The organism is Streptomyces pyxinae (assembly GCF_024756275.1).
Taxonomy (GTDB): domain Bacteria; phylum Actinomycetota; class Actinomycetes; order Streptomycetales; family Streptomycetaceae; genus Streptomyces; species Streptomyces pyxinae.
Map to the genome: position 1 here is coordinate 1 of NZ_JANUGQ010000006.1, position 11,217 is coordinate 11,217.

The 11,217-nt window shown below is 71.3% G+C and carries 15 protein-coding genes; 10 read left to right on the plus strand and 5 right to left on the minus strand.

All coding sequences use genetic code 11. From position 1 onward, the window contains the following. The first annotated feature begins 138 nt into the window (after positions 1–138). Positions 139–354 carry a DNA polymerase V family protein gene (locus tag NX801_RS09095; protein ID WP_258786747.1) on the plus strand — a complete coding sequence of 72 codons (216 nt, stop codon included), beginning with the start codon at positions 139–141 and terminating at the stop codon, positions 352–354. A gap of 44 nt (positions 355–398) precedes the next feature. Here the strand turns inward: NX801_RS09095 and NX801_RS09100 are convergent, their stop codons facing one another. Further along, on the minus strand, positions 399–803 hold the full coding sequence (locus tag NX801_RS09100) for a WXG100 family type VII secretion target (protein ID WP_258786749.1): 405 nt from the start codon (positions 801–803) through the stop codon (positions 399–401). Between the two features lie 164 nt (positions 804–967). On the opposite strand from NX801_RS09100, the gene NX801_RS09105 reads away from it, so the two are divergent. The 8 genes from NX801_RS09105 (at position 968) to NX801_RS09140 (ending at position 6,615) form a co-directional block, all read left to right on the plus strand. Then, positions 968–1,276 carry a WXG100 family type VII secretion target gene (locus NX801_RS09105; protein ID WP_258786751.1) on the plus strand — a complete coding sequence of 103 codons (309 nt, stop codon included), beginning with the start codon at positions 968–970 and terminating at the stop codon, positions 1,274–1,276. After that, a complete protein-coding gene (locus NX801_RS09110) occupies positions 1,276–3,063 on the plus strand; it encodes an RNase A-like domain-containing protein (RefSeq protein WP_258786752.1) in 1,788 nt (595 codons plus the stop codon). Before NX801_RS09105 ends, NX801_RS09110 begins: the two co-directional genes overlap by 1 nt. 24 nt (positions 3,064–3,087) lie before the next feature. Next, positions 3,088–3,651, plus strand: coding sequence for a fibroblast growth factor (locus tag NX801_RS09115; RefSeq protein WP_258786753.1), 564 nt, complete (start codon positions 3,088–3,090; stop codon positions 3,649–3,651). A gap of 43 nt (positions 3,652–3,694) precedes the next feature. Beyond that, a complete protein-coding gene (locus NX801_RS09120) occupies positions 3,695–4,009 on the plus strand; it encodes an RNase A-like domain-containing protein (protein ID WP_309505808.1) in 315 nt (104 codons plus the stop codon). A 13-nt stretch (positions 4,010–4,022) separates the two neighbouring features. Next, positions 4,023–4,679, plus strand: coding sequence for a contact-dependent growth inhibition system immunity protein (locus tag NX801_RS09125; RefSeq protein WP_258786755.1), 657 nt, complete (start codon positions 4,023–4,025; stop codon positions 4,677–4,679). Between the two features lie 66 nt (positions 4,680–4,745). Further along, the gene (locus NX801_RS09130) at positions 4,746–5,306 is read left to right on the plus strand and encodes a hypothetical protein (protein ID WP_258786757.1); all 561 of its coding nucleotides are present in this window, start codon (positions 4,746–4,748) and stop codon (positions 5,304–5,306) included. A gap of 116 nt (positions 5,307–5,422) precedes the next feature. Continuing rightward, positions 5,423–5,998 (plus strand): hypothetical protein, encoded by a 576-nt coding sequence (locus tag NX801_RS09135; RefSeq protein WP_258786760.1) that lies wholly within the window; start codon positions 5,423–5,425, stop codon positions 5,996–5,998. A 44-nt stretch (positions 5,999–6,042) separates the two neighbouring features. After that, entirely contained in the window at positions 6,043–6,615 is a 573-nt protein-coding gene (locus NX801_RS09140) for a hypothetical protein (protein ID WP_258786761.1), read from the plus strand. A gap of 80 nt (positions 6,616–6,695) precedes the next feature. Here the strand turns inward: NX801_RS09140 and NX801_RS09145 are convergent, their stop codons facing one another. The 4 genes from NX801_RS09145 to NX801_RS09160 form a co-directional block, all read right to left on the minus strand. Next, positions 6,696–7,580, minus strand: a complete 885-nt coding sequence (locus tag NX801_RS09145; RefSeq protein ID WP_258786762.1) for an alpha/beta fold hydrolase — start codon at positions 7,578–7,580, stop codon at positions 6,696–6,698. 78 nt (positions 7,581–7,658) lie between these two features. Further along, the gene (locus tag NX801_RS09150) at positions 7,659–8,237 is read right to left on the minus strand and encodes a TetR/AcrR family transcriptional regulator (protein WP_258786764.1); all 579 of its coding nucleotides are present in this window, start codon (positions 8,235–8,237) and stop codon (positions 7,659–7,661) included. Positions 8,238–8,300: 63 nt separating this feature from the next. Continuing rightward, complete coding sequence (locus NX801_RS09155; RefSeq protein ID WP_258786765.1) at positions 8,301–9,527, minus strand: glycosyltransferase; 1,227 nt, start codon at positions 9,525–9,527, stop codon at positions 8,301–8,303. A 417-nt stretch (positions 9,528–9,944) separates the two neighbouring features. Further along, a complete protein-coding gene (locus NX801_RS09160; RefSeq protein ID WP_258786766.1) occupies positions 9,945–10,427 on the minus strand; it encodes a DUF4188 domain-containing protein in 483 nt (160 codons plus the stop codon). 89 nt (positions 10,428–10,516) lie between these two features. Between NX801_RS09160 and NX801_RS09165 the strand changes: the two genes are divergently transcribed. Continuing rightward, positions 10,517–11,206, plus strand: a complete 690-nt coding sequence (locus NX801_RS09165) for a MerR family transcriptional regulator (RefSeq protein ID WP_258786767.1) — start codon at positions 10,517–10,519, stop codon at positions 11,204–11,206. Positions 11,207–11,217 lie beyond the last annotated feature (11 nt).

Sequence of the window (11,217 nt, forward strand, 5' to 3'; positions counted from 1 at the left end):
GGCCCCACCCGCCACCGGCGGAGAGCACCGCCGTCACCGCAAGTCCCGCCCCTGGTGGCGCCGGCCCCACTGACCCCCTCCGGGCGACCACGGATCCCGCCCGGAGGGGCCCCACCCCCACCAAGAGAAAGGCCCCCCATGACCGACACCACCCAGCCCACCGAGCCCACCGAGCACCCGGACACCACCAGCGCCGCCGAGCCCGAGCCGGAAGAGGTCCCCGACACCGCCGACGACACCCCCGACGAGGTCCCCGACGAGGTCCCCGACGACGAGGACGCCGCCGCCGAACCCGACGAGGTGCCCGACTCCGACGACGAGGACGCCGCCGAACCGCTCGGCCTCGCCGCGTAACCACGCGGCACGCTCCCCCTGCCCCCGTCCCCGCCCGCCTCCCGTCAGAGACCGCTCAGGCGACTGCGCGGGGCCGGGGGCGGTGGCGGGGGCGGGCTCGCCGGTGTGGAGAGGCCATCGGCGGCTGCCTCGATGTCGATGCCGACCTGAAGGCTGCGGAACTCGTCCAGAGTGTCGAGCTCCTGCTTCGTGAAGCCGTCCTCGCTCAGCCGGACGCCCAGCGCGAGCACCTTCATGGTCTGCTGGATGCGCACGGCGTCCCGGGCGGCGTCACGGTGGAGCGCCCGGTAGGCCGTGGCGGTGGGACCGGCCCAACCCGCCTCGATGCTGTCGACGATCTCATCCATGCGGGTGACCTGCTTGCCGAGGTACTCCCGCATGTCGTCCAGGTCGTCCGCGAGCTTCTTCAACTCCGATGACGTATAAGCGAGCTTCGGCTCAGCACCCATGCCGCCCCCTGCTTCCACGCTCGTGCGGTAAGTCCCGAATCACCCTAGCAACGCTTACCGTCCACCCGGCGAAAAAATCACGGCCTCCGCCGGGCGGCCCCTAGAGTGAGTGTCCGGGCACGGACACACGGGGATGGACGTGCGGAGCACGGGGGATCAGCACCATGCCGGAAGAAGAAGACCGGATCACCGTCGACTTCGCCACCCTGCGGCGCCTCTCGGGGGACCTGGAGAAGATCCTCCGCACCCTCGACGAGAAGCTGGAGACGCTGTACGAGCGCACCGCGCAGGCCGTTCTGAGCTGGGACGGCGAGGCCCGCGAGGCGTTCATCGACGAGCTGGACACATGGGGGCGCTCCGCCGACGACCTCAAAGCCACCCAGGCCTGGCTCCACGAGGTCGTCGTCAAGGGGCACCTCAACTACGCCGCGGCCAACAAGGCCGTACTCGAAGGCTGGGGAGGCGGCGCCTGATGGCCGGCCCCTCCGCACCCGTCCAGTCGCCGGGCGGCACCGGCACCATCGACGTCAAGCCGGGCAACCTCTGGTCGGTCTCCGGCCAGGTCGCCGAGCAGCAGGACTTCCTGGTGCGCGGCGCGCGAAAGCTCCTGGAGGAACTGGGTGAGTACCCCGACGCCGGGGGCGCGGGCACCGAGGCCCAGAAGTTCGCCCAGGCGTACCGGAAGACCGGCGACCGCTGGCTGGAGGTCTGGGGCCGGTCCGTGCTCAGCGTCGGCGGTGTGGCGGTCGGGTTCACCGAGACCGCCAACGCCTACACCAGGGCCGACGCCGCGGCCCACCCCAAGCCGGGTAAGCCGGCCGAGCAGCGCCCCCGCCCGCCGGTCATCGACAAGCCGCCGAACCTCGGCTCCGTACCCGACATCAAGTGGGGCGACGACGACGGCGGTGACGACCTGCTGCGCGGCCTGCTGGAGGGCCTGCCCGAGATCGTCCGGGACCTCCTCCATCCCCTGTGCAAGGACGTGTTCCGGCTCGGCAGGGTGGCGGACGTCTACCCCTATCCGCAGCAGCACTACCTGAACTCCCTGTGCCACAGCTGGATGGACGTCTCCCTCGTCGCCGCGACGGGCGCGGACCAGCTCACCCAGGCCGTCGGCGCCATCACCAACCACCAGCAGGCCGACTGGGAAGCCGCCATGCGGACCTTCTGCAGCGCCCTGTGGGGTGCGACGGCCTGGGGCCGGCAGCGCCACGGCTACCAGTGGGCGCAGACCGCCAACTCCGGTCCGGGTACGCCCAGCGCCCCGACGGGCAGCGAACCCGTCATGACCGTGCTCAAGGACACGGCCGACAAGATCGCCACCATCCTCCGCGAGTACGCGGAAGCCGCCGTCGATCTGAACCGCGACGTGTGGGACGAGTTCGAACGCGCCATCAAGAAGGCCGCCAAGGACATCATCGACGACCTGGCCAAACCCAAGGACGCGAAGGACGTCCTCGGCACCGTCGCGTCGGTCGTCAAGAAGGGTGCGAGCCTGGTCCTGACGCTGGACGTCAAGACCGCGCTCAACCTCGACCAGGCCAAACTGAACCGGATCGTCGACACCTACACCGGCATCCTGGCGGGCCTGACCACCCGCATGGAGGCGCTGAAGGAGCCCCTGGACGAGGCATACCTGAGCGCCCCCAAGTTCGAAGCCGGCGTCGCCCGAGCCCACGGCTTCGGCACCCGGGCCCTGGAGCAGTTCAAGAGCTCCCAGACCTGGCTGAAGGTCGACTCGCACGGCGACTACGACCTGAACCTCGCCGCCAACGAGTACCTGGCCAACGGCCACACCCTGGACAAGCACGTCGGCAAGACCGACGAGCAACTCGCACAACGCCTGCGCGACCAGCAGACAAGCGGCCCCACCCAAACATGGCCGCACGGCAGGCCGTACCCAGGCGCTTCCTCGGCCTTCCCGGACTACCGGCGGGCCGAGGAACTGACCGAGTACAACCTCAACAAGAACAAGGCCGCCATCGAAGCGTGGCTCAAGGGCCCACCACCGCCGGACGAGGGGAAAGGCAAGGGTTTCCAGTCGATCGCGCCCAACGGCGAGACCAGCGGCCGGAGCGTGAGCAAGCAGGGGGTGGAGCCGAACGACCCACTGTCCGGATACAGGGAGGGCGGGATCCACGCCAAGGCGTACGACGTGACCGGCATCGACACTCGGATCAGGTATGACAGCAGTCGCAATCCACCGTTCACCGTCATGACATCGATGCCCTACAGACCCCCGAGTACACAGAATCCGTAACGTCCCGAGAAGGGTTCGCACCTCATGCAGTCCGTCGACCAGTCGTCCTGGGAGGCCGCAGTACGCCACCTCTACGAAGACGCCTACCCCTTCGACGCCACCGGCCCCCGCCGCCACGAGAACTGGGTCCTGGACCTCCTGGCGGTGATGGACCGGGTTCCCGACCCCCGGGGGTGGACCGGCCTGGACTACGCGGCACAGATGCCGGAGGCCGCAGGGTTTCCCGCCTTCCCCTTCAACGACCACCCCCCGGAGTACATCGCACAGCGCCTTCAGGAGATCGACCGGGACAGCGCCGAAAACCTGCTCCTGGCCCTCACCGGTGACGGGTGCACCCTGTCCAACCTGGCCCACTTCAAGGAAAGCGAGGAAGAATTGCGGGCAATGGCGCGCACCATCCTCGCCCGCTACGGAGACAAGGCCACCTACCACACCAACATCAACAGGCCCGGGCACGTACGCGGCACACTCGACTTCACGTCGTCGGGCTGGGCGTACAGCCTGCTGAGCGTCTACACGGAGGACTACGGCCTCGTCGTCGTCTCCGACACCGAGGTCGGAATGTTCTGGAACTTCTCGGACTGCTGACCCACCTAGCGACCCAAACGAATGCAGTTTCTGACCAGGCAGCTTGAGAGAATCCCCCGTGCTGACACGATCCGCGACCTATCCCGACCGGGAGACCGCCCAGTGGGCCACCCAGCAGGTGGTGACCGCCAACGAGCAGGTCATCCACCGCTGGCTCGCCCAGAGCACCCGGGCCCGCCTCACCATCGAGGCCGCCTGGCCCTCCCGCGAGGAGCCCGTGGGCCGGGTCCAGCTCGAAGGCGACCTGCTGGCCGGGCGCGGGCCCGTCGATGTCCGCGCGGCGCGCGTGGTGCTGCGCCGCGAGGCGTCGAGCCCGTACGGCTTCGTCGTCCACACGACCGTTCCGTTCTACCTGTAGGCGCCGCACGCACATGTCCATGAAGCCCCTCGAACACGACCGCCGGTACGGCGAGCTGGACCAGGTGATGCGCGCGTACCTGGGACGGCCGGCCGACGACACCCCGGAGCGGCGCAGCGACGCCCTGGAGGCGTACCTCCGGCACACCTGGCACACCCGCCCCTCTGCCATCGCGGAGGCGGAGCGCCAACTGCGCGAGTACAGCCGCAACCCGCCGGGCCCTCTGCGGCAGCGGCTGGGCGAGTTCTACGCGATCCCGGACACCGGGAAGCCGCAGTCGGAGATCGGCGGCTGGCTGACGGTGCTGGCCGACCATCTCAAGAGGAGCATCGAGGAAGGCGACGTCCCCGAACCGGCGACCCCGCAGACCCACTGGGAGTGGCACGCGCGCTTCCCGGAGACCGCACAACTGCTCGGCGGATGGTTCTCGCAGGACATCGTGGACGAGTTCCCCGACCACGACGCCGCCGTCACCGACTACGCCACCACCACCCACCCCCAGTTGATCGCGCGTCTCGTGGGCGAACTCCACGAACTGCTCGCCCTCCCCCTGGACGAGGGCGACTACGCCCTGGCCGTCGCCGAACTCGGCATGGAGGTCGCCCCGCCCGAGCCCTTCTCCCACGGCGCCTGGTTCCAGTCACTGGCGACGACGCTGTCCGGCGGCTGACCGGACCCGCAGCGGCGTACCGCCGGCACACAGACTCCGCACAGCCCCGAGAAAGGCCCGTATCCCATGCAGTCCGTCGACAAGTCGTCCTGGGACACCGCGGTACGCCGCCTGTACGTGCACGCGTGCGCGTACATCGCCACCGGACCCCGCCGCCACGAGAACTGGGTCCTCGACGTCCTCGCCGTGATGGGCCGGGTCCCGGACCCCCGGGGCTGGACCGTCATCGACGACGCGGCCGAGAACCCGGACCAGATGTGGTCCTCCGTATACCCGTTCGAAGTCCATACCGTGGAGTACATCGCGCCGCGCCTCAAGGAGATCGACCGGGACAGCGCCGAGAACCTGCTCCTGGCCATCACCGAGGCTGGCTGCACCCTGTCCAATCTCCGGTACCTCGACGAAACCCCGGAAGAACTACGGGCGATGGCCCAGACGATCCTCGCCCGCTACGGGGACGCGGCCACCTACTACACCAATGTCAGCAAGCGCGGCAGCGCGCCCGGCACCCTCGACTTCACCCTGGATTCCTTCGGCTACAGCCCGATGGGCGTCTACATGGAGGACTGTGGTCTCGTCGTCGTCACCGACACCGAGGTCGGCCTGTTCTGGAACTTGGCCGACTGATGAGCCTGCCGGCCGTACGAGCGCAGCATGTCTCAACCCGCCGTTCACGGTCATGACGCCGACGCGGCAACGGCCCTCAGAACCCACTCACTCCCCAAAGCTCCGAGAAAGGCCACGTGTCCCGTCCCATGCAGCCCGTCGATCAGTCGTCCTGGGAGGCCGCGGTACGCCACCTCTACGAAGACGCCTACCCCTTCGACGCCACCGGCCCCCGCCACCACGAGAACTGGATCCTGGACCTCATCGCGGTGATGAACCGGGTCCCCGACCCCCGCGGGTGGACCGGACTCGACGACGCGGCACACACCCCGGAACGCGAAGGGTTCCCCACCTTTCCCTTCGACGTCCACCCCCCGGAGTACATCGCGGAACGCCTCCAGGAGATCGACCGGGACAGCGCCGAAAACCTGCTCCTGGCCCTCACCGGTGACAAGTGCACCCTGTCCAACCTCTTCCACTTCAAAGAAACCAAGGAAGAACTACGGGCGATGGCCCGTACCATCCTCGCCCGCTACGGGGACAAGGCCACCTACCACACCAACGTCGACCGGCCCGGCCGTGTACCCGGCACGCTCGACTTCGTGACGCCGAACTGGGGGTGGGCCTCGCTGAGCTTCTACTCGGAGGACTACGGCCTCGTCGTCGTCTCCAACACCGAGGTGGGCATGTTCTGGAACTTCTCCGACTACTGACCCCGCCTGCCCCGTGAGAGAGCGCCGCCCAAGCCCTGGAGATCATGGACCCCACCGACAGCACCGCATGGGACACCGCACTGGAGCGGCTCCTCGACGATGTGTACACCTTTGCGATGGCCGGGCCCCGGCACCACGGCGATTGGGCGCGGGACGTCCTGGCCGTCATGGACCGGTCGGTCACCGACCCCCGGGGGTGGCGGACACTGGAGTGGGGGATCGACAAGGAGGGGCGCGAGAACGGCCGTCCCGCCTACCCGTTCCTGCCGCCCACGGCCGAGCAGGTGCGCGCGTGGACGTATCCCGTCACGGCCGGTGCCGCCGCTGAGTTGCTCGCCTCGCTGACCCAGGAATGGTTCCTCGAGGGCCGCCCCGTCCGGGCGCGCGCCGACCGGAACGATGTGCTGGCCGACGCGCGCACGGTACTCGGCCGGTTCGGTGCCGGGGCCGTCTTCCGTACCTCCGCCGAGCGGGCCCGGGCCTCCGCCTCGCCGGAGTTCCTTGCCGCCGACCTCGCCGGCGGCCGGCCCTTCACCCACCATGTGATGGACCTCGGGCTGATCGCCGTCGGCGCGGACGAGGTCGGGGTCTTCTGGTCGTTCAACGCGAACGGATGAGGGCATGCCGGGGCGCCGCGCCGGTCGGTGGCGGCGACGCTGCCCGGCGAGGCCGACCGGCGGGGCCGGCCAGGCCGTCGTCAGAGGCGGTCGGCCAGGAACGGGAGCACCAGCGCCGCCAGTTCGTCGGGGACTTCCTCCGCGAGGTCGTGGCCGGCGTGCAGGACGTGGCCGGTGACATCGTCGGCGAAGTGGCGCATCTGGGCCTCGGCCCGCTCCCCGACGAAGGCGTCGCCGCCGATCGCCAGGACCGGGATGTCCAGCTTCCGCCGGGCCGCCTCGCGGTTCTGTTCGGCGTCGACCAGGATGGCCCGGTAGACCGCGAGCATGGCGCGGATGCCGCCGGGGCCGGAGTAGCAGCGCACGTACTCCTCGATGGCGTCGGGGGTGGCCGAATCGGGGTGCAGCCGCGCGCACTTGGTCATGTAGGTGATCAGCTCGCGCTCATGTCCGGCGATCAGCATCTCGGGGACGTCCGGCTGGAAGTAGAAGCCGAGGTGCCAGAGGTGCATGCCGCCGGGCGCGGTGTTCTGCGGGGTGAGGGCGGTGTGGTCCTCGAAGCCGTAGCCGGAGAACAACGCCTCGGTGAAGACCAGGGCGTTGACGTGCTCGCGGTGGCGGGCGGCGAGGTGGTAGCCGGTCACCGCGCCCCAGTCCTCGCCCATCACGGTGTAGGTGGTGTGCCCGAGGTGGGCCATCAGCGCGGCGATGTCGTCGCTCATCGTCGCGGAGTCGTAGCCGTCGGCGGGGCGTGTGGAGTCCCCGAGCCCGCGCAGGTCGGGTACGACGACGGTGTAGTGCGGGGTCAGCTTCGGCAGCAGGTGGCGCCAGTGGTAGCCGGTCTTGGGCACCCCGTGCAGCAGCACGATCGCCGGTCCTGAGCCGGCGGTCCGGTAGTGGATGCCCGTCCCGTTGACGGTGGGGCGGTCCGTACGGACAGGGGCTCCGGTGTGGTCGTACATCATGGCTCGACACAACCTTTCCAAGGTGTTTCATGGTGGGCTTTTGTGGATCGTGCGATACAGATTTCGGGTACGAAAAACTCACCCGAGAGCGGCCAGCGCGACCTCCACGAGCGGTTCGAGGGCACGGGCGTCCGGGGTGACCTTCGCGGAGACCAGCAGCCCGTTGAGGAAGGTGACGAAGAAGCCGGCCAGGGCGGACGGGTCGTGCCGGTCCGGGATCTCCCCCCGCTCGACCGCCACCCGCAGCACCTCGGTGAGCGCCTCCCGGGTGGCCTCCTGCATGTCCCGCACGGTACGGCGGGTCGCCGGGTCCTCCGGCGCGCGCTCGCAGACGGCGTTGACCGCCAGGCACCCCCGGCCGTCGTGCGCCACGGCGATCCGGATCCGCTCGACCAGCATCGTCCGGATGGCGGAACGGGCGTCCGCCCCCTCCTCCAGGTCCCGCAGCGCCGCCGCCGCGAGGCTGGTCCGGTAGTGCTCCAGCGCCGCCCGGTACAGACCGTCCTTGTCCTTGAAGGCGGCATACAGGGAGCCCTGCCCGATGCCGAGGTACGCGGTCAGGTCCCGCACCGACGTGGCCTCGTAGCCACGCGCCCAGAACAGCTCCATCGCGCGACTCACCGCCGCCTCGGTGTCGAACTCCCGTGTCCTCGCCATGAGAAGACCGTAACCCATCTGGATCGCACGTTCAAGAAAAATCGTCACTTCTGACGGCACGGCTCATCCGGGGTGGACGGCGGCCAGGTGCGCGAGGAGCGGGGCGGCGCCGTCCTCCAGGGCGATGTCCCGGGCGAGCGCGGTCGCCCGGTGGCGGTGGGCCGGGTCGGTCAGGCAGGCGGTGATGCCCTCGGCGAGGGTCTCGGCGGTGAGGTCCTGGAACGGCAGCGGACGGGGGGCGACGCCCAGTCGGTGCAGCCGGGACGCCCAGAACGGCTGGTCGGCCATGACGGGGACGGGCAGCGCGGGCACCCCGGCCCGCAGTCCGGCCCCGGTGGTGCCCGCCCCGGCGTGGTGGACGACGGCGGCGGTGCGCGGGAACAGCCAGTCGTGCGGGATGTCACCGATGGCCAGGATGTCGGGGCCACGGCCGGACAGCTCGGCCCACCCGGCCTGCACCACCGCGCGCACACCGGCTCGCCGCACCGCCCCGGTCACCAGCTCGCTGAGCCGCTCCCCCTGCCCCGGCGCCATGCTGCCGAACCCGATGAACACCGGGGGCGGGCCGGCCCGGAGGAAGTCGACCAGTTCGGCCGGGGGTCGCCAGCCGTCCGGCCGGGCGGGCCACCAGTAGCCCGACACGCCGACCGAGGGCGGCCAGTCGTCGGGGCGCGGCACCACCAGGGGGCTGAAGCCGTGGAAGACCGGCCGGTCGTCCGCCGGGCCGTCCGCCGGGTCCGGGGGCGGATCGGCGGGCAGGCCGAGGCGGGCGCGCAGCCGGGTCACGGCGCCCGCGAAGACCCCTTCCGCGCGCTCCAGCACGTCCCGGCCCGTGGCGAGGTTGCCGGCCGGTCCCGGGTCGTCGGTGGCGCGCGCGTTGGGGAGCGGGAACTGGCCGGTGGCGAAGGACGGTGTGAGGTAGGTGCCGATCACGGGGATGCCGAACGCCTCGCCGGCGACCCGGGCGAGCGGTGCCGGGCCGAAGGCGGTGAGCAGCAGATCGGCGCCGCCCGCCACGGCCTCCGCCACTCCGTCCGCGAGCCCCTCCGCGTACGCCCTGGTCAGCGCCTGGACCTCCGCCCGGGAGGCCGCCCGGGACCAGTCCTGGATCAGCCCCTGCGGGTCGCCCGGCATCGGCCGGTGGTCGAGACCGCACCCGCCGACGAGCGCGGCGAAGGACGGGTGGGCGGCCACGGCGACCCGATGGCCCGCGTCCCGCAGGCGCCGCCCCAGACCGGTGAAGGGGGCGACGTCCCCGCGCGAGCCGGCGGTGATGATCAGAATGCGCATGGGGTGATTCTCCCCAGCACCCACGACGCCTCGGCTGCCGCCGGGCCGCCGCCCGGGCACCCGGCGCTCGGCGCCGTCGGGACCGCCGCCCGCCCGGGCGGTCACCGTCATACCCACCGCCCGGCGCTCGTCATTCGGTCCGCCCGTCGCTCGCCGGCCGTCGTCCGTCGCCGTCCGTCATCCGTCGTCCGTCGCCTGCCGTTCGCCGCCCGCCCGGGCGCCCGGCGCTCGCCGTACATCGCCCGGAGCCCGGTGCCTGCCGCCCGGCGCCTGTCACCCGCCGTCCGTCGCCTGTCGTTCACCACCTGCCGCACGGTCCGCCCGGTCACCGGCACCGGTCACCGGCACCGGTCGCCGGGTACGGGCCTGGTACCGGCCGGAGCCGGTCCGTCACCGGGTCGGCCGGGCCGGCTCCGGTCAGCCCGCGAGACGCTCGGCGGCCCGCTCGCCGCGCCGCCCGACCGGCTGGATCCCGTACGCCTCGCCCAGCCCGGTCGGCGGCATGGCGTGGTAGACCGCCTCGTACGAGCCCGCCGGCACGAGGTACGTCTCGTGCCAGATGCCGACGCTCCCCGCTCCGCCGCGCGCGTGGCGGTTGAACGCCGCCCAGGCGGGGCGGTGCCTGCGGTCCGGGTCGGAGGCGTAGGCGAGCAGCTTCTCGCGCGACTCCCAGTACTGGACGATCGTGAAGCTGCGGGGGCCGCTCGCGTACCGCCCGTATCCCAGCAGCCCGCCGCCCTCCTCGCGCGCGAGTTCCCTGAGCATGCGCGGCATGGCCGTGAGGACGGGCAGCCAGTGCCGCACCGACCGCCAGCGGTTGATCCGCATGCCGATGAGGAAGACCACCACGTCCCCCTCGGCCGTCGTCGTGACCCGTTCCGTTGTCGGTGCCGTACCCATGTCGTTCCCCCAGTCCGTCGGCCCGTCGTTGGATAGCGACGCTATCCATGTTTGGATAGTGACAGTATCCAAGGGAGGGCGCAAGAGGAATGCGACTGGCCGAGCTGAGCGAGCGCAGCGGGGTGTCGACCGCCACGATCAAGTACTACCTGCGGGAGGGGCTGCTCCAGCCCGGCCACCGGGTCACCGCCACCCAGGCCGCGTACGGCGAGGAGCACCTGCGCCGGCTGCGTCTGGTGCGGGCGCTGATCCAGATCGGCAAGGTGCCGGTGGCCGTCGCGCGGGACGTGATCGCCGCCGCCGAGGACACGTCGCTGGACCATCACATGCGGCTCGGCGCGGCCACCCGGGCGCTGCCGCACCCCCCGGGGCCCGCGGCGGACGACGAGGCGACCGGGGCGGCGCGCCGGTCGGTGGACGCGCTCCTGGAACAACTGGGCTGGCAGGACCCGCACGACGAGCCCTCCCCCGCCCTCGGCACGCTCGTCACCTCCGTCGCCGCGCTCGCCCGCCTCGGCTATCCCTGCGACGCCGCGCATCTGCTGCCGTACGGCCGCCTCGCCGCCGAACTCGCCGTGGCCGACCTGGACACGGTCGAGGAACGGCCCACGGCGGCCGGGCAGATCGAGGCGGCCGTCGCCCTGACCGTGCTGTACGAACCGGTGCTGCTCAGCCTGCGCAGGCTGGCCCACATCCAGGAGTCGGCCCGGCGGTTCGGGGGGCAGGAGGTCCGGCCGGGGCGGTCCGCCGGCCCGGATCAGGCAGCGACGGGGGCCTGATCGGAGGCCGC